The organism is Arthrobacter dokdonellae, from assembly GCF_003268655.1.
In the GTDB taxonomy this organism is placed as follows: Bacteria; Actinomycetota; Actinomycetes; order Actinomycetales; family Micrococcaceae; genus Specibacter; species Specibacter dokdonellae.
In genome coordinates this window covers 764,844-790,002 of record NZ_CP029642.1, presented here as the reverse complement: position 1 = coordinate 790,002, position 25,159 = coordinate 764,844, and the positions used below count along the sequence as shown (strand labels likewise).

Sequence of the window (25,159 nt, the reverse complement as noted above, 5' to 3'; positions counted from 1 at the left end):
CTCGGACCTTCGTAGACACTCTGTCTCATCGCCTTGTAGACAGTTGGTCGGTTTTGCTTGTGGATTGTGCATAAAACACAACCATCAATCAAAGTCCGTCATCTCGTTGCTACATGGCCTTCCGATGCTCCTCGCGGTGCCGTGAGCGCGTTTTGTAAACAACATAATGTCTCCCGGGCCTGGTTCTACCAGGTCCGGGCGGCAGCCCAAGCGCTCGGCCCGGTCAAGGCGTTGGAGAAGAGGCCTCCGATCGCGTTGCGGCATCCGAAAACCACTCCCGCTTCCATGGTCGATCTGCTGCTGGGAACCCGCGAGGAGTTGGAGAAGGCCGGCTTTGATGCCGGCCCGCTCTCAGTGATCGCCAAGTTGCGCCGACAGGGCTTCCAACCGCCCTCCAGGGCGACTGTGGCCAGGATCTTCACCCGTGCCGGCGTCGTGGTGCCGGAGCCGAAGAAGAAGCCCCGCAGCGCCTATATCCGGTTCGTCTATCCGCAGCCGAATGCGTGCTGGCAGATTGACGCCACCGAGTGGGTGCTGGCGTGCGGGACGAAGGTCACGATCTTCCAACTCATCGACGACCATTCACGGCTGGCCCTGGCCTCGTTGGCTGCTTCCGGGGAAACCAGCGAGGCCGCGATCAGGGTCGTGACAACCTCGATTGACCGACACGGGGTACCCCAGCGCTTCCTCAGTGACAACGGCGCGGCTCTTAACCCGACACGGCTGGGCAGGCGCGGGGAACTGGTGGAATTCCTGAAGGCCCGGGGCGTGGAACCCATCACCGGAAAACCCTACAAACCCACTACCCAGGGCAAGAACGAGCGGTTCCATCAAACCCTGCACCGGTACCTGAAGCAGCAGCCACCAGCCACCACGCTGGAGGTCCTGCAAACCCAGATCGATGCCTTCGACCGGTACTACAACACCGAACGTGAACACCAGGCCCTGAAGCCGGGTATGACACCGCACGAAGCCTGGAACGCCACACCCAAGGCCCCGGCACCCGGCCCGCCGGAACCAGAAGAACCCACGGTAGGGGCAGAGCGGTTCAGCGGCCAGCGTCGTGTCGGACGAGACGGCAATGTCACCGTCTTGGGGACGCATTTCAAGATGGGCAAGAAATACATCGGCACCACCGTGAACATCATTCACGACGACACCGACATCATGTTCTTCGACAGCCTTGGCTCAGAAATTATCAGCCACCCCATCCCACCCAAAGGCACCCCATACGTAGGCAACGGCAAACCCTCCGGCATCGCGGCAGACCCCGCCGGCGCCGTGCGGAAACGTAAAATCAGGCCAGTCAAAACAACAACTACGACCGAACAGCCCGAACCAGAAACCGTCTAAAAAGAAGTGAGACACTTCCGGTCTGGCCACTACTCAGACCGGAAGTGTCTACACAACAATGAGACATCAACTGTCAACACAGGTGCGAGACATGAACTGTCTACAGAGGTCCGAGACATGACACAGCGTTTTTGGTCCAACAACGGCAACATAGTTGTTTAAGGGGCGAGGGAGCGGGCGGCTTGGAGGTACGCCCTCGTGACGTTGCGCTGGGTCAGCTTCGTGACCGGCGAGCCCAGCTTGAACAGCAGCCCCGACGGCCGGCTGAAGGCCAGAAGCCGGAAGTACACGCCGCCGTCGGAGGCTTTCATCGCCAGGAAAGCCTCCTCGCCCAACGCCGGATGCCCGGGGAGGGTGCCGTAGCCGAACCCGGCCAGTTCCACGTCGGTGCCGTCGCTGCGCAGCATGCCGGCGGGTTCCAGCGCCCACACCACCTCGCAAGGAACCGGCAGCCGCAGATCGCCGACACCGAACCCGCTCACCACCCGCGCCCCGACCACGGCCCGCGGGGGAGCCGCGACACGCAGGCCCGCGCGCCTCTGGATCTGCCACGTCATGATGCCCTCGGCCAGCGCCTTGAACGCCGCGTCGCCGGAGCCAACGCGGATCTGCCGGTCCACGTGCCCAAAGCCGGCGGGCCAGTGCCCCTCCCCTGTCGGCACTTCGGCATTGAGACGGGTCCTGCCCAGCTCCGGGTAAAACAAGCCCTCGCGGCTATCCTTTGGCGACACGGGCACTCCAATTCAATGCTGCTTGTTGTTTGCGGGTCAGCCCGGCCACCACCAGGTCGTAGGAATCCTCGAGCATGTCCAGCACCATCTCCGCGGCCACCATGGAGCAGTCAACCGTGTTCCAGTGCCGCTTGTTCTGGTGGTAACCGGGAACGATGCCCGGGTGGGCGGAGCGCAGCTGGACGGCCAGCAGGGGATCGCACTTCAGGTTGATCAACGGCGTCGGCAGGCTGAGATCGCCCAGTGCAAACACCTTGCCGACCCAGGTGTCGCCGCCACTGCTGGGCGCCCTGACCTTGAAGACGGAGGTCTCAGGGCCGAAAGGAAAGCCTTCGTAGGCGCCGGGAAATGCCAGGGCGGCGGCGCGGAGCCGCTCCGCCGAAAGTGTCACGGCGAGACACCCAGCCCGGCCTTTTTGACGCCATACGTCAGCTGGGCGAACTGGCCGTGCTTGCCCGCGGAGAGCAGCTCCATCCGGTCCGGGCCCAGCGTGCGCGGGAGCAGCGGGGCGCCGCCCACCAACACGGCCGGGGCCATGGTGACCACCAGTTCGTCCAGAGCGTCGATGTCCAGGAACTGGCCGGCGACGTCGCCACCCCCCACCACCCAGACATTCTTGTCCCCTGCCGCAGCCACAATCCCGGGCAGGGCGTCCGCGACGGGACCGGAGACAAACCGGACGTCGGCGCCGTCGGGCACGGGCAGTTCCCGGGAGGTGAAAACGTACGTTGGCTTGGCGCCGTAAAATTGCTGCCACTTGGCCGGGTTCTCCAGCAGCCGTTCCTCGCGCAGGACCCATTCGTAGGTGGCGGAGCCCTCCACAAAGACGCCCATGCCGTCCATGAACGCGGCGATGTCCGGTCCTCCGGCGTCGTCCACGGCAAAGAGCCACGCGAGCGAGTTGTCAGCATCCGCCAGGAACCCGTTAAGCGTGCTGGCGGTGTAGTAAACAATCCGGGTCATGGGGACAACGGTACCGGATTCCAGATGCCGGGGCCCTGAAACTCACCCAGTACAAAGCCTCCCCAGCGGCGTCAGCCGCACGGCGAGCAGCCCGTCATATCGGCTCAGGGACGGCAGGAAGTCCCCACCCCAGCGATCGGCATAGTCGCCTCGCGCGCCCACCGGGGACGTGTAGCGCACATCGATCAGACCCAGCGTTGCGGCATATTCAAAGAACAGCGCCAGCACATACCGACCCTGCAGCACGTCCCAGTCGTGCATGCCGTCATAACCAATGGAACCATACTCCGGATCCACTATGTACAGTTTCCACAGGCGCATGTCACTACGCTGAATCACCGGGTCCATGCCTTCGTGCTGCATCTGGGTAAAAAGATCATCCGTGGCGGTCCACTCGTCCGTCCCCAGGAGGGAAAGCCCTTCGGCCGCCAGCTGGCGCCGCGGCCGCAGGGCGCTGAGCACATTGCTGGCCCGCTGGCCCTTGATGCCATCAACCCGGCTGAATTCGTCAATAATGCCTGCCTTGAGCCACCGTTCCCAGAGCAGCTTCACCGTCAAGGCAGGGTCCTTGCGCAGCGCAGCCCTTCCGCGGGGCGTGAGCTGCATGCGCGGCCCGTCGGCGAGTCCTCCCGCCTGAAGAAGCAGCGGCCAGGCGAAAGCCGAGATGGCTTCACTGGCATAAAAGTCGCCGCCAGGGAGGTTCTCGGCCAGCAGCTTCACGGTGGCTGCAGACGGCTTGCGCGTCGCAGCGCTGACCCGCAATTTGCCGGCCTCCGCCAGCGCCAGCACCACGGGCAGCTGCGCCAGCGCCCGCTGCTCGGTCATGACTTCGGCCGCATCCACCGGGGAATCATCCATGCTCCATGCTCCTTGTCCGGTCGCCGTACGGCGGCCTTTGCCAGCTGAACAGTCTGCCTTACTTCACGCCCAGGTAGTCCTCCAGCAGCACAACCTTCAGCCCGGCCGCCTTCTGCGCCCTGATGAACGCCGCCAGGTCCGCGGGCAATTCTGGCCGGAAGTGCATCAGTACGATGTCCCCCGGGCGCAGTGCCTGGCCCACCTGGTACTGCATGGACCGCGCGTTGGCCTTCGCCTCCCAGTCCACAATCGCTTTCATGCCGCACTCCGCGGCGGCCCTGCGCACGGCCTGCGTGTACGGGCCTCCCGGTGGACGGAAGAGGACGGGACGCCGGCCGAAGTACTTTTCCTCATAGTCCGCCATGCCGCAGATCTCGGCCTTGACCTGCGGGTACGGGAGGTTGATGAAGCCCAGGTTGTGGGTCATCGTGTGGTCCTCGATGAGGTATCCGGCGTCGAGATAGGCCTGGTAGAAGCCCGCGTGCCCGGCAATGAAGGTGTGCGCCAAAAACAGCGACGCCTTGATGCCGTTCCGCTCCAGCAGCGCCAGGTCGGATGCCCGCTTCACCGCCCCGTCGTCAATGGTCAGGAACACCACCTTTTGTTGCGTGGGGATCTTGGTGATGACCGGGACCATGCCGTCCTCAATGGGCGGCAGCGTATAGTCCGGCACCAGCCCGCCCAAGGTGCTGTGCCGCCCCGTCGTCGGATCCAGGGCTGAGGGCGCGGACGACGCCGGAGCCTGCGTTGCGCTCACGGCCCCGGCCGCCGTCGTGGTCCAGGACGGTGCCGTCGGCGCGGTGGTCGCGGAGGTGCCGGCCGGCGTCGTGGTTCCGGCGGCAACGCGCAGGACGCCCACGGCGAGCGCGGCGAGCACCACCACCACGGCGAGCGTAATCCAGCGGGCCGTGTTCGGGATGGTGCGCATATGGCGGGGCATGTCGGCCTTTGGGGTTGAACTTACAGGCCGATGGCGGCGGCCTGTATTTTGGGGCAGGTGTCCATGACCACGTCCAGGCCGGCGTCGGCCGCCCGCTGTGCCGCGGCCTCGTCGACGACCCCCACTTGCAGCCAGACCGCCTTGGCGCCGACGGCGATGGCCTGGTCCACCACCGCGCCCACCTTGGTGGAGTTCACAAAACAGTCGACGACGTCAATTGCTCCTGGAATCTCGGCGAGGGTCCTGTAGCCCTTGACCCCGTGGACGTCGTCGCCCGACAGGTTGACCGGAATGATTTCCTGTCCCAGGTGCTGCTGCAGGAACAACGACACACCCACCGCCGCCCGCAGCGGGTTGTTGGACAGCCCGACCACCGCCCAGCGGGCGGGCGTGGTCAGCAGGCGGTGGATGACCGCGGGATCGTTGACATGGCTCATGGAGCCAATTTTATGTGCCCGACCGGAGGATTGGCCTCAGGCACGGCCGTGGCAGGGGCAGGTACGGCCCGTCCGCGGAAGTCCTCGTCGCAATGCGGCGCAACGCGGCGCAATGATTTGGCGTGGAGCCCGGCCCGAGGGCACAATGGGCGTGACCATCCCGAGCGGCCGAGAGATCTGGCTCAGCGACGCCGCAGCAACCCTCCTTGGCCGTGCCTGAACAGTGTTCGGCAGCGTCGGGGACCGGTGCTACCGCCAGAAACGATGGAAGGAATCCATTCGTGGCTTTAAACACCGACCACATCCGCACCACCCACGCCGGCTCGCTGCCCCGCACCCCTGCCCTGCTGGCCGCCAACGCCGAACGGGAGGCCGGCGGCGACACCGACGAATACCAAGCCCTGCTTGCGGATTCCGTGGTGGACATCGTTGCCCGGCAGCAGGCCGCCGGCATCGACATTCCCAATGACGGCGAGTACGGCCACACCATGTCCAACGCCGTCGACTACGGCGCCTGGTGGAACTACTCGTTCGGCCGCCTCGGTGGGCTGGAGGCAACCACCGTGGACCGTTGGGCCGACGACGAAGCGCACCGATCCACGCCCGGCAACGTGGTGCTGACTTCCTTTCCGGACCGTCGAGACCGACAGAAATTCAACGAGGCCTACAGCGACCCGGCCTCCGGCATCCTGGCCCATCGCAAGGCCACGACGCAGCCGAAGATTGTCGGACCGCTGACCTACACGGGACACGCACAGGTCGCCTCCGACGTTGCCAACCTGGGCAAGGGACTTGCCTCCGCCGGCCTGACGGAGGGGTTCATGGCAGCGTTGTCACCCGGCTCCTGCGCCCGGCTGGCCAACGAGTATTACGCCACCGACGAGGAACTGCTCTACGCCTGCGCGGACGCCATGCGCGAGGAGTACAAGGCGATCATCGGCGCCGGCCTGACGGTCCAGCTCGACGATCCCTCGCTGGCCGAGAGCTGGGACCAGGTCAACCCGGAACCGGCCCTCGCCGATTACAAGAAGTTCATCCAACTGCGGGTCGAGGCCACCAACTACGCCCTCCGGGGACTTCCCGAGGACAAGATCCGCCTCCACGTGTGCTGGGGCTCATGGCACGGCCCACACACCACGGACATCCCCTTCGCCGACATTCTCGACGAGGTGCTCGCCATCCAAGCGGGCGCCTATTCCTTCGAGGCCGCCAATGTCCGGCACGAACATGAATGGAAAATCTGGCAGGACGCCAGGCTGCCGGAAGGCAAATCCATCATCCCCGGCGTGGTTTCCCATGCGACGAACGTGGTGGAACACCCGGAACTCGTGGCGGACCGTATCGAGCGCTTCGCCTCGGTGGTGGGCCGCGAGGCCGTCATCGCATCCACCGACTGCGGCCTGGGCGGCCGCGTCCACCCGCAGATCGCGGCGGCCAAGCTGGAGGCGCTGGGGCAGGGCGCGGAAATAGCCTCACGCCGACTCTGGAAAGGACCTAGGCGACGCTGAAGGACTCGTCGGCGCCGGGGCGGTCGTTGTCCCCGGTGTCGGTCTCGCGTTCATCTTCCTCGTCGTCGTCCAGGTCGTCGTAATCCACGTAGTCGTCGCTGGTCAGTTCCTCCGTGTAGAGGGACCAGAACTCGTTGGGGCCGGCGGCCGGGGGGTCCAGGACCTTCAGCTGGGATTCGAAGGACTTCCTGACCGCGGAAAACTCCTCGTCGTCCTCCGGGCCGGGTGCGTCGCTGTCAATGGAGCCCCACGCGGACACGATTTGGACGAACGTGTCCAGGTTGGAGGCAACAAGGGACTCGTCGTCCTCGCAGACAAAGAGCACGGCCCCCTTCTTGCGATCGACCACGACAAACTGGAAGTCGCCGTCGTTGCACACCACGGCACGCCCGGCAGGATCGTTGTGGTACGGGGGTTTCAGCCAGGTGCCGTCCATCGGCATGTCCTCCAACGCCGAGGGGTGCAGCGGCTCAAGCGCCGCCCAAATTCTGGAATCATTCATGGCTTCCTCCTGCCCTTATTCCTGACACTAACCACCGGGAACCGTGCCGTCAATGGAATATTTCTACCCGGCCGGAACCACCACCGCATTGCTCTCAAAACGCCGGTTGCGCAGCACCGGCAGGAATTCGCGCACTTCCTCGATGCGCTTGTGCGTCACGTCCGCCGTGGCCACGCCCTCCGCCTCGTCGTCCAGGAAGTCCTGCGGAATGCCCATGGGATCCAGCACCACCGAATGGCCGATGCAATGGTCGCTCGAGGTTCCCGCCGCCGCAATCCACACCGTGTTTTCAATGGCACGGGCCTTCAGCAGCGTCTCCCAGTGGTCCACCTTGTGGTCGCCCTTGAACCAGGCCGCCGCGACGCAGATCAGGTCCGCCCCGGCCAGCGCCAGCGCCCGGGCCTGCTCGGGGAAGCGGATGTCGTAGCAGGTCATGATGCCCACCTGGAAGCCGCCGATGTCCACCAGGGTCACGCCGTTGTCGCCGGGCTTGATCCTGCGCGATTCCTGGTAGGAGAACGCGTCATAGAGATGCAGCTTACGGTAGGTGCCCAGGATGGCGCCGTCCTCGTCCACGGCCACGAGCGTGTTGTAGGGGCGGGCCTCCGCGCTGGACTCATAACCCCCGGCAATGACGGCAATGCCGACGTCCGCCGCGATGCGGGAGACGCCCTGGACAAACGTTGTCCATTCCGCTTCCACGGCTGCCACGAACCCGCCCGCAACCCTGCCCACCGAAAACATCGACTCCTCGGGAAAGACCACCAGGCGCCCGCCATCCGCACGGGCCTCCGCGGCGAGCCGGCGCATCACCGCCAGGTTCGCGGCCACGTCCCCGCCGGGGTTGAACTGTCCAACACTGACCTTCATGGCATCTTCCTTACCGTGGCTTGACTTACCTCCAGCGTAGTCTTCCCAGCCCGCAACGAAGGAGGGACGACGCCGGAACTTGCGTTCCGCCGTCGTCCCTCCTTGGGCGGCGCTGCCGTACGGAGCGCCAGCGATTTATTGGGCGGGCGTGGATGGGCCCACGCGCCCGAGGGCCCCGGAAAATCGCGCCAGCGATTTATTGGGCGGGCGTGGGGATGAGGTCGTGCCGCACGATGGTCTGGTCGCGGTCCGGGCCCACCCCGATGGCCGAGATGCGCGTGCCGGACATCTTTTCCAGCGCCAGGATGTAGTTCCGGGCGTTCTCCGGCAGGTCCTCCATGGTGCGGGCGCCGGTGATGTCTTCGGTCCAACCGGGGAAGTACTCGAAGATGGGCACGGCGTGGTGGAAGTCCGTCTGCGTCATCGGCATTTCGTCGAAACGCACGCCGTCGACGTCGTAGGCCACGCAGACGGGGATCTGCTCGATCCCGGTGAGCACGTCCAGCTTGGTGACGAAGTAGTCCGTGAAGCCGTTGACGCGGGAGGCGTGGCGGGCCAGAATGGCGTCGTACCAGCCGCAGCGGCGCGGGCGGCCGGTGTTGACACCGAACTCGCCACCGGTCTTTTGCAGGTAGATGCCCATCTCGTCAAAGAGCTCGGTGGGGAACGGTCCGGCGCCAACACGGGTGGTGTACGCCTTGATGATGCCCACGGCGCGGGTGATCCGGGTGGGGCCGATTCCCGAGCCCACGGAGGCTCCCCCGGCGGTCGGGTTGGAGGACGTCACGAACGGGTAGGTGCCGTGGTCCACATCCAGGAACGTGGCCTGCCCGCCTTCCATGAGCACCACCTCGCCGCGGTCCAGCGCCTCGTTGAGCACAAAGGTGGAATCGATGACCATGGGGCGCAGCCGTTCGGCGAAGCCCAGGAAGTACTCCACGATTTCCTCAACCTCGACGCTGCGGCGGTTGTAGACCTTGACCAGGAGCTGGTTCTTTTGCTTCAGCGACCCTTCCACCTTTTGGCGCAGGATCGATTCGTCAAACACGTCCTGGACGCGGATGCCCAGGCGGGCCACCTTGTCCATGTAGGCGGGGCCGATCCCGCGCCCGGTGGTGCCGATGGCGCGCTTGCCCAGGAAACGTTCGGTCACCTTGTCCAGGACCTGGTGGTACGGGGCCACCAGGTGCGCGTTGGCGGAAATCCGCAGCTTGGAGGTGTCGGCGCCGCGCGCCTGCAGGCCCTCGATTTCCTCGAACAGGGCCTCCAGATTTACCACGCAGCCGTTGCCGATGATGGGTGTGGCGTTGGGGCTCAAAATGCCGGCGGGAAGGAGCTTGAGCTCGTACTTCTCACCGCCCACGACCACGGTGTGCCCGGCGTTGTTGCCGCCGTTTGGCTTCACCACATAGTCGACCAGGCCGCCCAACAGGTCTGTGGCCTTGCCCTTGCCTTCGTCGCCCCACTGGGCGCCGACGATCACGATTGCTGGCATGGGATCCTCCCCCTTGCTCATAAAGTTGAGCCGGTCGCTGCATGCATCAGCGGTTGTTCCGCCGTACACCGTCCGGACACGAAAATGCCCCTTGTCAACGCACCGGCCGTCTCCAGCAAGGCTGTACCGCGGCAGGCAATCAAGGGGGTCTTGCGTCCCAAGTTTACCGGAACCGTGCACCCGCCGCACATTAAGGCGCCGGACGCGCGACGCCGGAACCCGGTTTCTCGTCCGGGCCGCCCCTGCGGGGCCCCGGTTTTCGACGTGGCGGTGTGGGCCCTACCGGCCCCGGCGAAACCAACTGGTGCCCGCAGCTGCTGCCGGGAAACCATGGTTCGATTGCGGAAATCAGGTTGATAATGGCTCTATGGGCAACAGCTTTTTCTTGACCGGCCTTCCAGTGCTGATAGTCCTTTGCGCCCTCTGCCTGTGGGTCTACGGCGTTGTCGATTTTGCCCGGACGGACAAGCTGGAGATTCGTTCCTTCCCGCAGGAAGCCTGGTTGCTGATTCTCCTTTTCGGCAGCTTCGCCGGCGCCCTCTTGTGGTTTGTTGCCGGCCGTCCGCAGCGCCACTAGCCGGGTTGTCGATGACCGATGCAGCGCAGCCACTCCCGTCATGCCCTGCGCTCCCGGGCCGGCTTGCCGATGAGCAGGGTGGCCAGGTAGCGGTGCGGGTTGCGGCTGCGGAACGCGGCGCCGAGGACCTGCCGCAGGGCTTCGGCCTCGGGCCCTGGCGCGGACAGCGCGGACTGCGCCCGGGTCTGGCGCAGCGCCAGTTCGCCCGCTGCGTGGCGCACGGTGTGGTAGTCCTCGAGCGTTTCAAGGGGCTCACTGCCGTCCAGCACCGCGGCCAGGCGGGAGGCGAGGTCGACGGCGTCTAGCATTCCCGTGTTGAGCGATGACCCGCCCGCGGAGAACACATGGGCGGCGTCGCCGGCGAGGAACACCCGCCCGATCCTGTAGCGCGCGGCCAGGCGGCTGTTGGCCACCGTGGAGCGCAGCCACTGGCCGCCGCTGACCGGGAGCCGGGCGCCCAACACGCGCCGGATGCTGGCCTCCATCTCCTCCAGTGAAATTTGCGCGGCCGGTTCCTGGGTGCCGAGCGGCTCCTGCGTGGCAACGATGTACAGCTCCTTCGGAGCGCCGCGGTCCAGCACCGACACGGGGGCGACCGTGAGGGAACCCGCCGCAGTGTGGTTCGCCTGGAACAAGGCCAGGCGCGCGCCGCCGGGAAGCTCGATCGCGTTCCTGGTCCGGTGGATCGCGCCCGCAGGGATCGTGACGTGCCCGATCCGCACCAGCTGGCTGCCCGTGGTGCCCGGAAAGTCGATGCCGAGGTGGTGCCGGACGAAGCTGTGGGCGCCGTCGCACCCGGCCAGGAATCCGGCGTCGAGCGTGTAGCGGCCCGCGGCGGAGGCGACCTCCACGAGCACGCGACCGCCGTCGTCCTTAAACGCGGTGGCGGCGTGCCCGCGGCGGATGTCCACGCCCGTGGCGCGCGCCCGGGCCTCGAGCAGCCCTTCCAGGCGCCGTTGCGGCATGGGCAGGATCCGCAGCGCGTTGGGCCGGAGCGGGTTCAGGCGCAGTGGCAGGGCCCCGAACGAGTACCGGGGCGCGGGAAATGCGTGCAGGCCCTTCTGCCCGCGAAGCAGGCCCCGCCGCGACAGGACGCCCGCAATCTCGCCCACCAGGCCGTTGCCTTTCGGCATGGCGCTGGGCTCAAGGGCGCGCTCGAGGACGGTCGTGGCGATCCCCGCGGCGGCCAGTTCGCAGGCGAGCATCAGCCCGACTGGCCCAGCGCCGGCAATAACCACCGGCACACCTGCCTGCGGCCGTTCTGCTGCCATCCCGTCCTCTTTCCGGCGACGCCGCACCACTTCCGGCGGGTTTTCCGTCAGCCTTTCGTGAAGGCAAGGGCGGCGTCGGCCAACGACGGCCACTTTCCGGATGAGGCCAGCGGCACCACCACCCAGTCCTTGAACGGCCGGTCCATGCCCGACGGATCGAAGGGCACGGCGCCAGGCAGTGCGAGCGCCTCGGCGTGCGCTGGGGATTCCCGGCCCAGCTTGAACGCCACGGCGTCGCCGTAAAGGCAACCGATCGCCTTGCCGCCCACCATCAGCGACACGGCGCCAAACATTTTGCCAACCGTGGCACCGGCATGCACAACGTCTGCGGCAAGGGCCTTAAAGGCGGCAACGGCCGCTGGCGACGGCTCAGGTTTCTCCATGCCTGAATCATGCCCGACGCAGCGCCCCCCGTCGAGAGGCGCCTCCGTGAGCGGGTCCTGCCCAGGATGACGGTATGGAGAATTGATCCTGATTTATCGACCTCATTTATCCGTTTCGTCATCCCGGACCGTCTCGGGCGGCCGTGTGGGGCTCAGCTGCACCGCCAATCCCGACCGGGCGGACAAGACAGCACCAGCCCCATTTCCGTGAATCCCCGGAAGTGGTGCCGCGCCGGGCAAAAATCCGTCGGACGTGGTGCCGCGCCGGGGCTTGCTCAGCCGGCCACCTTGAAGGTGCCGTGGGCGCCCCGTTCGGCGTCGACCATGTAGTGCGAAACGAACGGGTAGCTGCCGGCCTGCGGGAACGTCAGCTCCACGAAGCCGCCCTGCGCGGGGGCCAGCGCCAGCGCCTGCGACCCGGCGGAAGGGTCCGAACCGTCCAGCAGGTAGCGGCCTTCGCTCCACACCGTGCTGAACTGGCCCCCCACCACGTGGAACGACGTCGCCCGGTCGGGTCCGGCGTCGAGCACCCAGATGCGCACCTTCCCGCCCACCTTCGCGGGCAGCGGGCGGAAACTATACTGGTTGGCGTAGCCGTTGAACACCACGGCGTCCGGCTTGTCGGCCTGGATTTTGGCCAGGTCCGCCACGCCTCCCTGCGGGCCCAGGTACAGCTCGGACTGGATGAGGACGTACTCCTTGTCCACCTTGGGCAGGTTGGGCGGGTCGATGATCACCGCGCCAAACATGCCGTTCGCGATGTGCTGGCTCATGGGCATGGTGCTGCAGTGGTACAGCCAAATTCCGGCGCGTGTGGCGGTGAACGTGTAGGTCAGCGATTCGCCGGGATTGACGGTGCGCATCGGCACGTCGGGGGCAAGCGTGCCTGCGTGGAAGTCGATCGAGTGGCCCATCGTGGCGTCATTGATGAGCGTGACCTTGAACTTGTCGCCGATCCTGCCGCGCAGCGTGGGCCCGGGGGCGGTGCCGTTGTAGGTCCACAGGGTTTGCTTCACGCCCGGTGCCACCTCCGTCAGCTGGTCCGTGACCTTCAGGGTGACGTTGTGCACCGTGCCGGTGGGCAGCGGCGGGATCGCGGCGTTGTGCGCGGTGAAGCCGGCGGCGGGCTGCTTCATGAAGTCCAGCTGCGGTGCGGCACTGGACCCGGCGGCAGCCCCGTGGTCCATGCCCGGCATGCCGGGCATGGCGCGGGCAGTCGGGGCCGGCGCAGGGCCCGTGGCGACAATGCTGAAGACCATGCCCTGCTGCCGGTGCCCCACAATGCTGCACCAGCCGTCCATGTCGGCGCCGATCACCCCCGCGTCCACGGTGGCTTTCTCCCCTGGATACAGGCGACCGGACTCCGCTCCGCCGGCGGTGACGAGATCGTGCACCATGCTGTCCACGTTTGTGACATGGATGACCAGCCTGTTCCCCACCGGCACGTCCACCTTGTCCGGCTGGAAGCGCATGTTCTTCATGGTCATCTCCACCGTGGTGGTCTTTCCCGTGGCCGCAACGGCCGACTGCGCACCGGCCTGGCTGAGGCCGGGCAGGACGGACGGATCAGCCACGATGCCCGCCACCACCACCAGCACGACGACGGCCAGTCCCGTGGCCGCCATCCCCCACCTCCTGCCCGGGGCAGGGTTCCAGGGGGCACCCGCCCCCGATGGCCCCGCCGGGACGGCGCCCGCAGCGGGCCGGGCGGCGACGACGGCGCCCGCAGCGGGCCGGGCGGCCGGGGCTCCCGGCGTCGTGGTTTCCCGGGGCTTCGCGAGCAGGGCCATGCCCAGCAGCGGCAGGAACCAGGCCAGCCCGGCCAGGACCAGGAAGGTGGTGCCCACGCGGACCAGGCTGGGCACGGGCAGCAGGGAAGCCACGAGCGCAAGGTTGGTCAGGACCACGCGGAACACGGCGGCCTTGTCCAGGATGGCGGTGCGCTGCCTGACCCGGGCCGGACCGCCGCCCAGGACCACCGGCACCAGGTAGCTCAGCGCCGCGCCGAGCACCTGTGCGGCAAAGCCCGCCGCCAGCACCGGGGCCACGGACTCGATGCCACGGTGCAGCGCCGTCCACGATCCGGAGGTTGCCGTCAGTCCGGCCAGCCACACGAGCGAGACCGCCAGCCACGCCAAGGCGGCGATCGCGGACAGCGGCGGAAAGTTCACCGGCGGCTTGCCCCGGACGGCCTTCGCCAGCGGAATGCACACGTACACGACACCGCCGAGATAGGCCAGCAGGCCCACCGTGCACAGGAACATGACGCCCGCGGCGGCCCCGGCGGCGGTCAGGACCACCCCGGCCAGCAGCGGAAAGATGCCGTGGCGGGCCGTCGAATCGGCGCCGCCGGCGACGCGGGTGCGCAGCATGGTGGGCAGCAACGTCATCAGCGTGCCAAGGACCGTCAGGCCAACAAAGCCCAGCACGTTGACGGACAGGTGGACCAGCAGCAGCCTCGCGTGCGCCTCACCGGTCAGCCCGGAGGCAAGCGCTGCACCCACCCCGGCGCCCACGGGCAGCAGAAGGCAGGCGGCAACGTAGTACCAGACAGTGGCGCCAAAGCGCGACGGCAGGGCCTTGCGGGCGCGCAGTCCCAGCACCACGGCGTGCGCCGCCACCACGGCTCCGACCAGGATGCTGCCCATCAGTGTCAGCAGCCAGATGTCGGCCGTCATGGACACCACCACGGCCAGCACGGCCACGTTGAGGAGCGCCAGCCGCCATGCCATGCCGCGGGAGCCCGGGGTGGGACCGCGCAGCAGCGCCTGGGCAAAGTGCCAGCTCCACACGAGGATGGAGTTGGTGATGGCGCCCAGGAACAGCAGGTGCACCATGAGCCAGCCCGAGTCCGGCACGTTGCGGTGGATCAGGACCACCACCACCAGCGCCACCAGCCACGCCACGGCCGGGGCGTTCGCGCGCAGATGCCAGCCGGCCCGGCTCATCCCGCCGGGGCCCTGCGGGGATGCGGGCTTCCCGGGCGGGGTCAGGTTGATGTTCACGCAGCGACCTTCGGTGGATGGGTGGCCTGCCAGAATGCCATGACGGCAAAGAGCAGGATGGAAATGACATTGAGCACACCGCCGGCGACCCACGCGCCCTGGATGCCGGCGGCGTCGCCCAGGCCGAGGCGCAACAGCAGCGACAGGTGCAGCAGCACCGCCGGCACCCAGAACAGCTCGGTGTAGGGCAGCGGCTTGCGCAGCACGGCGGGCAGGATCACGGGCGCATGGGCCATGATCATGGAAAGGGTGAAGCCGAGGAACACCGAGTGCAGCACGACGTCGTAGGAGGCACCCGTCAGCGTGGTGTCGTGCAGCGCCAGCACGACGCCGGCAATCGCCAGCCAGCCATAGCCCGCCAGCAGGCACGCGGCGATGTAGCGCGGCAGGCCCTGGCCTCGGATGGTCTTGCGGGCGGCGTCGAAGCCCGCCAGCCAGGCGACCATGGCCAGCAGCGACAGCCCAAAGAGCGGGTAGCCCGCGGCTGGCCAGAGCAAGGTGGCGACGGTGGCCATGGTCATCCCGAAGGCCAGCGCGGTCAGGATGGGCTCGGCGCGTGGGCTGGTGATGCCGATCCTGGCCAGCTCCAGCCGTTCGCCGGCAATGGTCAGGACCACAAAGCTGATGAGGAACGGGAGCAGGACGGCAACGTTGGGCACGCGCAGCCACAGGGCCGCCGCCCCGACGGCCGTCACGCCGCCCAGAACCTGGATCAACACCACGTTGTCCCTCTGGCGCCGCCACAGGGGGACGTAGACCAACAGCATGGCGATGGTGCCGGCGAGCAGCACCAGCTTGCCCACCAGCAGGGGCAGCGGGGAGATCATGAACAGGCCGGCGACGCCCAGAAGCGCCGGGGAAAGGTATCCGGCCGCCTTCCCCAACGCCACTGTGCGTTCCAGCGCGATCACGGTGCCCACAAAGGACAGGACCAGCAGCATGCCGTGGATCTCCGGGAACCTGTCCAGCTTCAGTGGGGCGTCGGCGCCAAGCAGCTGCAGCCCGGCATTGAGGCCGACCAGCAGTGCGGCGCCGGCAGGCAGCAGGAAGAGCATTCTGAAGGCGGGCCGGCGCAGGAATGTCCGGACCCGCCGTTCCCTCGCCGCCTTGGACAGGGGCTTCCTGGACAGGGGCTTCCTGGACACCTGCGCCTTGGACACTTGGCGCTTGGATACCTGCGGCGTGGAGGGCACCGGCTTCCCGGGTCCGCGCGCCTCGGTTTCCTGCTGGGCGCCGGGCTGCCCGGGGTCGCTCACGTGGCAGCAGCCGACGGTAGGTGCAGCGTGCAGATTCCGGGCGCGGCAAAGGGCACGAGCTCCACGCCGACCTCCGGGACGCCGGTGCCTTCCAGCAGCCCCTTGACGAGGCCCAGGTGCACGGCGCAGACCACATCAGGGTTTTCCCGGGCCGCCGCCAGGATGGGGCAGGTGGTGAGCGTGAAGTCGGTGGCGTCGGCGTTGCCTTCGATGCCGAAGCCGGCCTCCCGCAGCGACGCGGCCACGTTGAGCCGCGAGCTGCGGCGACGTGCGGCGCTCGGCGCGGCGCTCGGGGCGGTGGGCCGGCCCGCTCCAGCCAAGACACGGGCCCACTGCCGGCCGGCGAGTTCTCCGGCGGCCGCCGGGTCCGCACTCGTGGAGGCAATGTGGCGGGCGAGTGCGGCGGCCAGGGCCGCGTACCCGGCCGGGCGCGGGTCGGGCTGGGCAGGCAGGTAGAGGGAAGCCGGACGCCCGCGCCCGGAACGGGGCGCCGTCGTTCTTGTGGCAAAGCCGGAGCCCACCAAGGCATCCAGGTGCTCACGGACCGTGTTCGCGTGCTGGCCCGTTTCGGCGGCCAAGGCGTCCACCGTGAGCGGTCCGCCCGAGCCGCGGAGCCGCTCGAGGACCGCTGCGCGAGCCTTGGACATTGGGGCGACGGGCTCCGTGCCGCCCGGTCTGGGCCCGCGCAGCGGTGGTCCCGAAATATTATTTTCCACGGAATTTATTGTAGTAATATAAGTCCACAATCTCCATTCGCTCCACCAAGAAGGGTCGTCCCCCGTGAACAATCTGGTCCTTGCCTCCTCGTCTGCCGAGGCTGCCGCGCTCGAAGACGTCAAAACCCGCCTCGCCGAAGCGGGCGGAACACTGGGAACGCTGGGCGGGAACCTCGTCTCCGCGGCTTCCGCGGCCGGCGGGGAACTGGCCGCGGAAGACCAGCTGAAGCTGGTGGACTTCGCCGAAAAGGAACTGCAGCCGCTGGCCGCAGCCTTTGCCGAGGCGCTCTCCGGCGCCACCGGCCCGGACGCGGTGGTTGCCGCCCTGGCCAACGGCGACAACGCGCGGCTGGTCGAGGCCACCAAGACGCTGGAATCCCAGGAGACGCCGGTGCAGATTGTTCACGCAGGTGCCCGGCTGCAGGAAGCTGCCGCCGCGTTCCTGGACCATGCCACCGAGTTGGTGGTGCCGGTCTTGGCACAGAACCCGACCCTCACCTTGTCCGGGATCCTCCCGGAGCGGTCCGCTGAAGCGGCCCCCGCGGCCGTGCCGGCAACCGGCGGCTGTGCCTGCGGCGGCCACGACGAACCCGGCCTGTCTGAACTCGACACCCGTGCCATCCCGCACGCCATCCGCCACGCCACCATCTTTGGCGCCCTTGAGGGGCTGTCGGCCGGCAAGGGAATCCTGCTGATCGCCAACCACAACCCGCTGCCGCTGCTGGCACAGCTCGAGCAGCGCTCGGCCGGCAAGTTCGCCGTCGAGTATGTGGAGAACGGCCCGGAGACCTGGAAGCTCAGCATGGTCCGGAACTAATTCCCACCGGCCCACCAGCCGGCAGCAAAAATGCCGCCACTCCCGCAAATTGCCGCCGGTACAGCGGTGGCAAAAAGCGGGAGCGGCGGCATTTTCCGTGCGGGCTACAGTGCGGCCTCGATAGCTGCCTGCGCGGCAGGATCGGAATCGTCCAGGAACTTCTCAATGCGTGCGGCCTCGTCGGCTTCGCCGATGGCACCGGCGGCCCGGCCCAGCGCGTAGAGCGCGCGCAGGAAGCCGCGGTTGCCCTCATGCGAGTAAGGCACAGGGCCGGTTCCCTTCCAGCCGTTGCGACGCAGCGAATCCAGCCCGCGGTGGTAGCCGGTCCGGGCATACGCATAGGACTCGATGGTCCGCCCCTCCGCGAAGGCCTCGTCGGCCAGGATGGCCCACAGCAGTGACGACGTCGGGTGCGAAGCTGCCAGGTCGACGGCCTCGTCCCCCGCGTCCAGCCGCGCCTGGATGTTCTCCTCGGCCGGGAGCAGCGTGGGCGCAGGTCCGAGGAGGTTCCGGCGGAATTCGTCGCTCACTACGCGAAGGTCTTCCCGGCGGAGCCGAGCTGCTGCGCGGCTTCCACCACGCGGGCGGCCAGGCCCTTTTCGGCCGCGGCCCCCCAGACGCGGGGATCGTAGGTCTTCTTGTTGCCGACGTCGCCATCCACCTTCAGGACGCCGTCGTAGTTGGCGAACATGTGCCCGGCCACGGGGCGGGTGTACGCGTACTGGGTGTCCGTGTCGATGTTCATCTTGATGACACCGTAGGAAACGGCGTCAGCGATTTCCTGCGCGGAGGAGCCGGAGCCGCCGTGGAACACGAGGTCGAACGGGTTTTCCTTGCCGATCTTGGCACCGACGGCGGCCTGGATCTCCTTGAGGATCTCCGGGCGCAGCTTGACATTGCCGGGCTTGTACACGCCGTGCACGTTGCCGAACGTCAGGGCCGTGATGTAGCGGCCGTGCTCGCCTGAGCCCAGCGCCTCGACCGTGGCCAAGCCATCCGCCACCGTGGAGTAGAGCTTGTCGTTGATGGCGTTTTCGACACCGTCCTCCTCGCCGCCGACGGCGCCGATCTCCACTTCGAGGATGATGTGGGCCGCGGAGGTGCGGGCCAGCAGCTCGCGGCCGATCCGCAGGTTCTCCTGAAGGGTCTCGGCGGAGCCGTCCCACATGTGGGAGTTGAAGATCGGATCGCGGCCGGCCTTGACCTCGGCCTCGGAAGCCGCCAGCAGCGGCAGCACGAAGCCGTCCAGCTTGTCCTGGGGGCAGTGGTCGGTGTGCAGGGCCACGTTGACGGGGTACTTCTTGGCCACTTCCCGGGCGAACGCGGCGAAGCCCAGGGAGCCGGCCACCATGTCCTTCACGCCGGCGCCGGACCAGTACGCCGCGCCGCCGGTGGATACCTGGATGATGCCGTCGGTGCCGGCATCGGCGAAGCCCTGGAGCGTTGCGTTGAGCGTCTGCGAGGACGTCACGTTGACCGCGGGGTAGGCAAATCCGCCAGCCTTGGCGCGGTCGATCATTTCGGCATACTTCTCCGGCGTTGCAATGGGCATGAAAAGCTCCTTAGGGGCTAAACGGTACAAAGGCGGGGTAGATGGCCGCCTCCAGCATGGCTACCCCCATCCTAGCGATTGCCGCCACGGTGTCGAAGAAGATGAAGCGGTGCCCGGCCGCCGGAGCGCACGACGGCGGCCCCGGGCTGGGTGCCAGGGGCCGCCGTCGTGCGTGGAACAGGGTTGGCTCAGCGGACTTCGTGAAGAAGGTCCTGCACATGCCGGCCCACAGCGTCCCGAAATCCGTCATGCTCCGCCACGGCCCGCGGGAAGACGCCTGCCAAGGCAAACATCCGCGCTGAAAGGCCAGCGTCGGGGCCGGCAGCGGTCGCCCGCAGCGTCACCCCCAGAGGATCATTGAGCGCAAGGTCGCGGCCGTCGACATCACGCCCACGGTGGACGAAAACCATCCATGCGGCCACCGCCAACGCTGCCGCCTCCGGGACAGCGCCGGCCGCCAATCTGTCTGCAACGGTCCCGAGCACCCGGATGGGCAGCTTCTCCGAGCCGTCCATGGCCACCTGCACCGTGGTGTGCCCCAGCGCCGGATTCGCAAACCGGTCAAGGATGGATTCACCGTAGGTGGGAAGGTCCATTCCCTCCGGGGCTTCCAGGGTGGGGATGACGTCCTCGCGCTGGAGCCTCCGGGCAGCGTCAAGCAGCGCGGGGTCAGAGACGGCCTCAGCGATGGTGGCGAATCCGCGCAGGGCGCCGAGGTAGGCCAAGAGGGAGTGCGTGGCGTTGAGCATGCGCAGTTTCGCTACCTCAAACGGTTCCACGTCCCTGGTGACGGTTGCCCCGGCCTGTTCCCAGGCAGGTCGGGCCCCGGCAAAGTTGTCCTCGATCACCCACTGTCCAAACGGCTCCGCCACCACAAGGCCATGGTCGGCCATCCCCAGGATCTTCTGTGTTTCGCGGCGGTCGGCCTCCGCTGTCGCCGGCACGATCCGATCGACCATCGTGCCGGCGAAGGCCACTGATTCCTGCAGCCAGTCCTGAAACCGGCCGCCTCCGGCCTGCTCCGCAAAATCGGTCAGTAGCGTCCGCGTGAGCCGGCCGTTGGAGGGCAGGTTGTCACAGGGCACTACCGTCAGGGGGCCACCATCCAGGCGAAAACGCCTGCCGAGTCCCCGCGCCAGCAGTCCGAGCGCCGTCGCCGCGGCACCTTCGACGTGCTGTCCGAGAAGTTCCTGTCTGAGGGCGTCAATGTCAACGCCGACTCCGGCCTGGCGGCAATCCAGCCCACCGGTTCCCGTGCGGGGGTAGCCCTTTTCGGTGATGGTGGTGGAGACGACGGCGGTTCCTGGGGCTGCCAAGGCATCGACGACGCGTTCGGTGTCACGGCCAGGGAAAGCCACTGCCCGGAGCGAGCCCATGATGCGAAGCGAACGTTGCCGCGGTGAGCGGGTCAGCACGGAATACAGCCCGTCTTGGGGCGCCAACTGGTCGGCAACCGCGGCGCTGCGCCCGGTCACGCCGAGGATCCCCCACCGGGTCTGGCCGGTTGCGGTCGCAGCATCCTCAGTGAAGACAGCCTGGTGAGCGCGGTGGAAGGCGCCCAATCCCAGGTGAACCAGTCCTACCGTCAGTTCGCGGGGATCCATTGTGGGGCCCGTGACGCCGGGCCGGGCGGCTGCCCGGTCCAGGGTTGCCAGCGACAGGGTCGTTTCCCGGGAACTGTCCACGTCCGCAGTCATCAGTCCAGGTCCTCCTTCACTTGGGAAACGAGTTGCGTTGGGTTGACGAAGCGCAGTGCAACCACCAGCAGAATCATCATCATGAGCATGTATATGACCGCCATGGCATCCACCGATTGCTGTGCCCGGATGCCGGCACCTGTCATGGCCGTGAACAGGGCCACGACGAGGGTGTTCGACGTCGAGTCCGAGGTCAGGAACGTCAGCTCAAACATGCCGACGGTGCGCACCAAAACCAGCACCGCCGCCGCCAGGATGCCCGGAATGAGCAGTGGCGCCAGGATCTTCGTAAACAACTTGAACATGTTGGCGCCACACATGCGGGCCGCGGACTCAATGCCCGGGTTGATCTGTTCGATAAATGGCGTCATGGTCAGGATGACGAATGGCACGGACGGAACCAAGTTGGCAAGAATGACGCCGGTAAGTCCCGGAGCCAAGTGCAGGTATGTCAGCAACGTCGCCAGCGGGATGCCGTAGGTGATGGGCGGCATCATGATGGGGAGCAGGAACACCAGCATTACCAGTGACTTTCCGGGGAAGCTCCGCCGGGCAAGGACGTAGGAGGCAGGAGCCCCAATGAGAACTGAGATCCCCACGACCGCAACCGCCACAATAAGCGTCACCCCCACGACCTGGGCCAGGTCGAAATCCTTCCAAGCCGCTCCGTACCAGGACAATGTCAGGCCATCGGGCAACCAGCTGTCAAACCACTGTGTGGCGAAGGAGTTCACCAGAACCGAACCCACCACGCCGAGAAGCAGGAGCAGGAAGAGTGCCATGCCACCGGCCACCAGGAAGGTGCCTGGAGTGGCCACAATCCGCTTTTTTTGCGGCGCCTTGACTGACGGTTCTTTCATCGCGACACTCATCAGCCCTTACCTCCGGTTGAACCTTTGTACATGCGTGAACGCCACACCAGAACCAGCAAGATGACGAGCAGTTCCACGGCGCCCATGATGATCGCGGCGGCGGATGCCAGCGGATAATCGAACTGCTGTCCCCAGGCGTTATAGGCAACATAGGCAATCACCCGGGTCGAACCCGAGGGGTCGCCGACCAATATGGCGGAAGGGAACACGCTGAAGGCCAGCACGAACGTCAGGCAAAAGGTGATGGCCAGGCCGGGCGCCAGCAGGGGAAAGGTAATGCGCCGGAATCGTTGCTTCCAGTCCGCGCCCAGGGTGCGGGCAGCCGACTCCAGCGAGGGATCAATCCCGGACAGGTAGGAGAGGATGAGCAGGAAGGCAAAAGGGAACCCGGAGATGATCAACGACCACAGCACGCCCCAGTAGTTCTGCACCAGGTCCAGCGGGCCGATTCCGATGAGACCCAGAACGCGGTTAAACCAGCCGCGCTGCCCAAAGAAGTTCAACAGACCTTCGGCCGTGAGGACGGTTCCCAGCGTGATCGGAATGACCAGGATAGTGGTCAAGGCCCGCTTGCCCCTGAATTTTCCCCGCATTTTGAACGCCAACGGGATGGACGCCAACACGTTGAACAAAGCGGCCGGCACGGCCAGGCGCAATGTGATCCAGATGGACTCGAGACCGCGCATGTCCGGATCCGTGAAGAACGTTTTATAGGCGCCGAAGAAGCCACCCTCCTTTGGCTGGAAGGACAGTCCGAGTCCGTAAAGAAACGGATAGACAAAAAGCGCCAGGGAAAACAGCAGCGCCGGCAGCAGGAGAAGCAGGAGCTTATCGATGCCGCGTTCGGCCAGGCGGTGGGTCAAGGCGGGACGGGCGTTTGACCCATCCCGCCGGTCCCGTCCGACCGGCGGCTTGCGGGCCGTGATCGTCATGACGCCACGCCCTGCAATTCAAGCTCGGCGCCAGCAACATTTTCCAGTTCAGCCGGGAAAACCAAAACCCGGTCAGGGGCGGCGGCCACGGAAATTCGCTGGCCGGCCTGGACATGCCGGTCAGTGCGCATGTGCAGGGCCGTGCCGTCCAGGGCACGGGCTTCCACCGCAAACTCGCGGCCCTGATATTCGACCACCTCAACGACGGCTTCGACCAGGGAGCGCGCACCGCCGCCTTGGTCCCCGTCCACGATGTGCAGGTCTTCGGCACGCAGGCCGACTTTTACGGTGTCCCCGGCAACCACCGGGTGTGCACTGGTGCCGGTAAGTGCGGTTCCCAGCACGGAAACGGTGATGCTGGCCCCGTGGGCGCGTTCGACCCTGCCTTCGAGCAGGTTTCGGTAGCCCATGAAGTCTGCCACGTGCCAGTTCGCCGGGTGCTCATGAAGTTCTTGCGGAGTACCCACTTGCTGGACCTGGCCCAACCGCAGCACCACCAGCCGGTCGGCCAGGGAAAGTGCTTCCTCCTGGTCGTGGGTGACGTACAGGGTGGTCAGGCCCAGTGACTGGTGGAGGCGGCGGATCTCCGTGCGCATTTCCAAACGAAGTTTGGCATCGAGGTTGGAAAGCGGTTCATCCATCAGCACCAGCGGCGGGCGCAGGACCACGGCCCGGGCAATGGCCACGCGCTGCTGCTGCCCACCGGACATCTGCCCCGGAAGCTTCTTGGCATGGGGTCCCAGCTGCACCAGCTCAACCGCTTCAGCCACCCGCTTCTTGATCTCGGCACGGGGGACGTTGCGCATTTCCAGGCCAAAGGCGATGTTCTTTTCCACGCTCAGGTGAGGGAACAAGGCATAGTTTTGAAAAACCATGCCGAAGCCGCGCTTTTCCGGCGGGAGCTGGTCAATCTGCCGGTCGTCCATCATGATCCGCCCGCCCGTGAGGGGAAGCAGGCCGGCCAGGCAGTTCAAGGCGGTTGATTTGCCGCATCCGGAGGGACCAAGCAGGGCGATGAATTCGCCCCGCTTGATCGAGAGGTTCAACCCGCGAAGTGCGCTCTGGCCGCCGAAACTACGGGCCACGTTCTCCAGTTCGAGGGTTTCAAAGGTGCTTGCGTCGGCGCTCATTACTTCTTGACAAACTTTCCGTTGGCGACGTCGGTGTCCCACTTGGCAAAGGCCTTGACGAGGGAGTCGGCATCGATGGGGGTGGCCTTGGGATTGTCGGCGATCAAGGCGTCGTATTCGGGGCGGCCGAACTTGGCGATGACGTCCTGGCTTGACTTCGGTGCCATGGACAACGTGACGTCCTTGACCGCCGGGCCGGGGTAGAAGTAGCCGTCGTCGTACGTCTTGGCCTGCTGCACCGGAGTCAACGCGTATTGGAGCACCTGCAGGATCGCGGACATCTTATCGGCCGAGACACCCTTGGGGACCGCGGCGTACTGGGCATCGGTGACCCAGGTGAAGCCCTTGACGGCCTGGACCTTGAAGTTGCTGGGCACTTGATTGAGTGCGCGCGGGTTGATGTCCCATCCCGTCGTGGTCATGGCCATGTCCCACGTGCCGTTCTTCAGGTTGTTCATGGTGACCCCGGTGCCGGTCGGGTAGGACGGAATGTACTGGTTAAGTTCCTTCAGGTAATTCCAGGTCTTGTCCCAGCCGTTGACCGGATCCTTGGGATCCTTGTCGCCGAGGATGTACGGCAGGCCCATGAGGAATGTCCGCCCGGGACCGGAGTTGGCGGGACGGGCGTAGCCAAACTTCCCCGGGTTCGCCTTGGCCCACGCGAGCAGTTCTTCGGCCGTGGTGGGCGGGTTGGCCACCTTGGCCGGGTTGTACTCCAGCAGCGGTCCGGACGGGTAGTAAGTCAGCTCCACCGCCTGGTCCTGAGCCAGCTTCTGCATGGCCGCGGCGGGTTCCTGATAGTTGTCCATGTTGGACAGGCGGTCCTTGAAATCAGCGGCAACGGGGGTGAACAAGCTCTGGCTGATGCCTGCGGCCAAGCCGTCTGTGCCGGTGAGCACCAGATCGATCTTCAAATTCCCTGCCTGCTGCTGGGCCTTGACCTTACCCGCCATGTCCGGCGCTCCGGCAGTTTCCCAGGTGACGTTGGAAATGACGTCCGGATGTTCCTTGACGAAGGAGTCGAATATTCCCTCCGTCAACTGCTTGTTTCCGGCAACGTCCAGGATGTTCAACGTCACGGCCTTTGGGGGCTTGGTCGGAACGTCGTTGCTGGTCAGGGTTTTCGCCGCCCCGGCGTCGCTGCCCGGCGCGCCACAGCCTGTGACGACCAGGCTGGCGAGGGCAAGCGTGGCTGCCCACTGGATTTTTCTTGATATTGGCATGGTGTGACCTTTCATGGTGTTCCGCGGCTTTGCGGTACGGATCGGCTGAAACGTGATGCGGTTTGGGACGC

The 25,159-nt window shown here is 66.4% G+C and carries 25 protein-coding genes and 1 riboswitch; of the genes, 4 read left to right on the top strand and 21 right to left on the bottom strand.

Annotation, left to right across the window (positions count from 1 at the left end; all coding sequences use genetic code 11):
* Positions 1-141 precede the first annotated feature (141 nt).
* Complete coding sequence (locus tag DMB86_RS03625; protein WP_227878583.1) at positions 142-1,353, top strand: integrase core domain-containing protein; 1,212 nt, start codon at positions 142-144, stop codon at positions 1,351-1,353.
* A 158-nt stretch (positions 1,354-1,511) separates the two neighbouring features.
* Here the strand turns inward: DMB86_RS03625 and DMB86_RS03620 are convergent, their stop codons facing one another.
* From DMB86_RS03620 to DMB86_RS03595, 6 genes are read right to left on the bottom strand one after another with little or no spacing between them, the layout of a single operon-like run.
* A complete protein-coding gene (locus tag DMB86_RS03620; protein WP_227878582.1) occupies positions 1,512-2,084 on the bottom strand; it encodes a DUF1990 family protein in 573 nt (190 codons plus the stop codon).
* On the bottom strand, positions 2,068-2,475 hold the full coding sequence (locus DMB86_RS03615; RefSeq protein ID WP_113716587.1) for an MmcQ/YjbR family DNA-binding protein: 408 nt from the start codon (positions 2,473-2,475) through the stop codon (positions 2,068-2,070). Before DMB86_RS03615 ends, DMB86_RS03620 begins: the two co-directional genes overlap by 17 nt.
* Entirely contained in the window at positions 2,472-3,047 is a 576-nt protein-coding gene (locus tag DMB86_RS03610) for a dihydrofolate reductase family protein (protein ID WP_113716586.1), read from the bottom strand. Before DMB86_RS03610 ends, DMB86_RS03615 begins: the two co-directional genes overlap by 4 nt.
* A gap of 42 nt (positions 3,048-3,089) precedes the next feature.
* A complete protein-coding gene (locus DMB86_RS03605; protein WP_113716585.1) occupies positions 3,090-3,905 on the bottom strand; it encodes a hypothetical protein in 816 nt (271 codons plus the stop codon).
* Between the two features lie 58 nt (positions 3,906-3,963).
* Positions 3,964-4,845 carry a polysaccharide deacetylase family protein gene (locus DMB86_RS03600; RefSeq protein WP_113716584.1) on the bottom strand — a complete coding sequence of 294 codons (882 nt, stop codon included), beginning with the start codon at positions 4,843-4,845 and terminating at the stop codon, positions 3,964-3,966.
* A gap of 20 nt (positions 4,846-4,865) precedes the next feature.
* Positions 4,866-5,282 carry a CoA-binding protein gene (locus tag DMB86_RS03595; protein WP_113716583.1) on the bottom strand — a complete coding sequence of 139 codons (417 nt, stop codon included), beginning with the start codon at positions 5,280-5,282 and terminating at the stop codon, positions 4,866-4,868.
* Between the two features lie 152 nt (positions 5,283-5,434).
* A riboswitch (SAM riboswitch) is annotated at positions 5,435-5,553 on the top strand.
* Positions 5,554-5,563: 10 nt separating this feature from the next.
* Here DMB86_RS03595 and DMB86_RS03590 point away from each other — a divergent pair.
* On the top strand, positions 5,564-6,790 hold the full coding sequence (locus DMB86_RS03590; RefSeq protein WP_113716582.1) for a cobalamin-independent methionine synthase II family protein: 1,227 nt from the start codon (positions 5,564-5,566) through the stop codon (positions 6,788-6,790).
* Here DMB86_RS03590 and DMB86_RS03585 read toward each other — a convergent pair.
* The 3 genes from DMB86_RS03585 to DMB86_RS03575 all read right to left on the bottom strand — a co-directional run bounded on the left by DMB86_RS03585 (position 6,777) and on the right by DMB86_RS03575 (position 9,657).
* Positions 6,777-7,292, bottom strand: coding sequence for an SUKH-4 family immunity protein (locus DMB86_RS03585; RefSeq protein WP_113716581.1), 516 nt, complete (start codon positions 7,290-7,292; stop codon positions 6,777-6,779). The two genes, DMB86_RS03590 and DMB86_RS03585, sit on opposite strands and share 14 nt — an antisense overlap.
* A gap of 63 nt (positions 7,293-7,355) precedes the next feature.
* The gene (locus DMB86_RS03580) at positions 7,356-8,162 is read right to left on the bottom strand and encodes a carbon-nitrogen hydrolase family protein (protein WP_113716580.1); all 807 of its coding nucleotides are present in this window, start codon (positions 8,160-8,162) and stop codon (positions 7,356-7,358) included.
* Between the two features lie 196 nt (positions 8,163-8,358).
* Complete coding sequence (locus DMB86_RS03575) at positions 8,359-9,657, bottom strand: adenylosuccinate synthase (RefSeq protein WP_113716579.1); 1,299 nt, start codon at positions 9,655-9,657, stop codon at positions 8,359-8,361.
* A gap of 367 nt (positions 9,658-10,024) precedes the next feature.
* Here DMB86_RS03575 and DMB86_RS20490 point away from each other — a divergent pair, with 367 nt between their 5' ends.
* Entirely contained in the window at positions 10,025-10,234 is a 210-nt protein-coding gene (locus tag DMB86_RS20490; RefSeq protein ID WP_171814349.1) for a PLDc N-terminal domain-containing protein, read from the top strand.
* A gap of 38 nt (positions 10,235-10,272) precedes the next feature.
* Here DMB86_RS20490 and DMB86_RS03565 read toward each other — a convergent pair whose 3' ends face one another.
* The 5 genes from DMB86_RS03565 to DMB86_RS03545 form a co-directional block, all read right to left on the bottom strand.
* Complete coding sequence (locus DMB86_RS03565; RefSeq protein ID WP_113716577.1) at positions 10,273-11,505, bottom strand: FAD-dependent monooxygenase; 1,233 nt, start codon at positions 11,503-11,505, stop codon at positions 10,273-10,275.
* Between the two features lie 47 nt (positions 11,506-11,552).
* On the bottom strand, positions 11,553-11,888 hold the full coding sequence (locus DMB86_RS03560; RefSeq protein WP_113716576.1) for a hypothetical protein: 336 nt from the start codon (positions 11,886-11,888) through the stop codon (positions 11,553-11,555).
* Positions 11,889-12,163: 275 nt separating this feature from the next.
* Positions 12,164-14,893 (bottom strand): multicopper oxidase domain-containing protein, encoded by a 2,730-nt coding sequence (locus tag DMB86_RS03555; RefSeq protein WP_335645025.1) that lies wholly within the window; start codon positions 14,891-14,893, stop codon positions 12,164-12,166.
* A complete protein-coding gene (locus DMB86_RS03550) occupies positions 14,890-16,149 on the bottom strand; it encodes a hypothetical protein (RefSeq protein ID WP_227878581.1) in 1,260 nt (419 codons plus the stop codon). The genes DMB86_RS03555 and DMB86_RS03550 overlap by 4 nt, the downstream gene beginning before the upstream one ends.
* Positions 16,146-16,865 carry a helix-turn-helix transcriptional regulator gene (locus tag DMB86_RS03545; protein WP_171814348.1) on the bottom strand — a complete coding sequence of 240 codons (720 nt, stop codon included), beginning with the start codon at positions 16,863-16,865 and terminating at the stop codon, positions 16,146-16,148. Before DMB86_RS03545 ends, DMB86_RS03550 begins: the two co-directional genes overlap by 4 nt.
* Before the next feature lie 64 nt (positions 16,866-16,929).
* On the opposite strand from DMB86_RS03545, the gene DMB86_RS21490 reads away from it, so the two are divergent.
* On the top strand, positions 16,930-17,682 hold the full coding sequence (locus tag DMB86_RS21490; RefSeq protein WP_113716574.1) for a DUF2249 domain-containing protein: 753 nt from the start codon (positions 16,930-16,932) through the stop codon (positions 17,680-17,682).
* Between the two features lie 104 nt (positions 17,683-17,786).
* Here the strand turns inward: DMB86_RS21490 and DMB86_RS03535 are convergent, their stop codons facing one another.
* The 7 genes from DMB86_RS03535 to DMB86_RS03505 form a co-directional block, all read right to left on the bottom strand.
* A complete protein-coding gene (locus DMB86_RS03535) occupies positions 17,787-18,212 on the bottom strand; it encodes a DUF3151 domain-containing protein (RefSeq protein ID WP_113716573.1) in 426 nt (141 codons plus the stop codon).
* Complete coding sequence (gene fbaA, locus DMB86_RS03530) at positions 18,212-19,234, bottom strand: class II fructose-bisphosphate aldolase (protein WP_113716572.1); 1,023 nt, start codon at positions 19,232-19,234, stop codon at positions 18,212-18,214. Before fbaA ends, DMB86_RS03535 begins: the two co-directional genes overlap by 1 nt.
* Before the next feature lie 188 nt (positions 19,235-19,422).
* The gene (locus DMB86_RS03525) at positions 19,423-20,931 is read right to left on the bottom strand and encodes a mannitol dehydrogenase family protein (protein WP_113716571.1); all 1,509 of its coding nucleotides are present in this window, start codon (positions 20,929-20,931) and stop codon (positions 19,423-19,425) included.
* Positions 20,931-21,791 carry an ABC transporter permease gene (locus DMB86_RS03520; protein WP_113716570.1) on the bottom strand — a complete coding sequence of 287 codons (861 nt, stop codon included), beginning with the start codon at positions 21,789-21,791 and terminating at the stop codon, positions 20,931-20,933. Before DMB86_RS03520 ends, DMB86_RS03525 begins: the two co-directional genes overlap by 1 nt.
* 11 nt (positions 21,792-21,802) lie before the next feature.
* A complete protein-coding gene (locus tag DMB86_RS03515) occupies positions 21,803-22,735 on the bottom strand; it encodes an ABC transporter permease (RefSeq protein WP_113716569.1) in 933 nt (310 codons plus the stop codon).
* The gene (locus DMB86_RS03510) at positions 22,732-23,865 is read right to left on the bottom strand and encodes an ABC transporter ATP-binding protein (RefSeq protein WP_113716568.1); all 1,134 of its coding nucleotides are present in this window, start codon (positions 23,863-23,865) and stop codon (positions 22,732-22,734) included. The genes DMB86_RS03515 and DMB86_RS03510 overlap by 4 nt, the downstream gene beginning before the upstream one ends.
* A complete protein-coding gene (locus DMB86_RS03505; RefSeq protein ID WP_113716567.1) occupies positions 23,865-25,088 on the bottom strand; it encodes an extracellular solute-binding protein in 1,224 nt (407 codons plus the stop codon). The genes DMB86_RS03510 and DMB86_RS03505 overlap by 1 nt, the downstream gene beginning before the upstream one ends.
* Between the last annotated feature and the right edge of the window lie 71 nt (positions 25,089-25,159).

Excerpts from the sequence above, each read along its gene's own strand:
- DMB86_RS03610 (WP_113716586.1), bottom strand. The coding sequence starts at position 3,047 with ATGACCCGGATTGTTTACTACACCGCCAGCACGCTTAACGGGTTCCTG.
- DMB86_RS03520 (WP_113716570.1), bottom strand. The coding sequence starts at position 21,791 with ATGAAAGAACCGTCAGTCAAGGCGCCGCAAAAAAAGCGGATTGTGGCC.
- DMB86_RS03510 (WP_113716568.1), bottom strand. The coding sequence starts at position 23,865 with ATGAGCGCCGACGCAAGCACCTTTGAAACCCTCGAACTGGAGAACGTG.
- DMB86_RS03560 (WP_113716576.1), bottom strand. The coding sequence starts at position 11,888 with ATGGAGAAACCTGAGCCGTCGCCAGCGGCCGTTGCCGCCTTTAAGGCC.
- DMB86_RS03605 (WP_113716585.1), bottom strand. The coding sequence starts at position 3,905 with ATGGATGATTCCCCGGTGGATGCGGCCGAAGTCATGACCGAGCAGCGG.
- DMB86_RS03585 (WP_113716581.1), bottom strand. The coding sequence starts at position 7,292 with ATGAATGATTCCAGAATTTGGGCGGCGCTTGAGCCGCTGCACCCCTCG.
- DMB86_RS03505 (WP_113716567.1), bottom strand. The coding sequence starts at position 25,088 with ATGCCAATATCAAGAAAAATCCAGTGGGCAGCCACGCTTGCCCTCGCC.
- DMB86_RS03515 (WP_113716569.1), bottom strand. The coding sequence starts at position 22,735 with ATGACGATCACGGCCCGCAAGCCGCCGGTCGGACGGGACCGGCGGGAT.
- DMB86_RS03600 (WP_113716584.1), bottom strand. The coding sequence starts at position 4,845 with ATGCCCCGCCATATGCGCACCATCCCGAACACGGCCCGCTGGATTACG.
- fbaA (WP_113716572.1), bottom strand. The coding sequence starts at position 19,234 with ATGCCCATTGCAACGCCGGAGAAGTATGCCGAAATGATCGACCGCGCC.
- DMB86_RS20490 (WP_171814349.1), top strand. The coding sequence starts at position 10,025 with ATGGGCAACAGCTTTTTCTTGACCGGCCTTCCAGTGCTGATAGTCCTT.
- DMB86_RS03575 (WP_113716579.1), bottom strand. The coding sequence starts at position 9,657 with ATGCCAGCAATCGTGATCGTCGGCGCCCAGTGGGGCGACGAAGGCAAG.
- DMB86_RS03525 (WP_113716571.1), bottom strand. The coding sequence starts at position 20,931 with ATGACTGCGGACGTGGACAGTTCCCGGGAAACGACCCTGTCGCTGGCA.
- DMB86_RS03580 (WP_113716580.1), bottom strand. The coding sequence starts at position 8,162 with ATGAAGGTCAGTGTTGGACAGTTCAACCCCGGCGGGGACGTGGCCGCG.
- DMB86_RS03565 (WP_113716577.1), bottom strand. The coding sequence starts at position 11,505 with ATGGCAGCAGAACGGCCGCAGGCAGGTGTGCCGGTGGTTATTGCCGGC.
- DMB86_RS03595 (WP_113716583.1), bottom strand. The coding sequence starts at position 5,282 with ATGAGCCATGTCAACGATCCCGCGGTCATCCACCGCCTGCTGACCACG.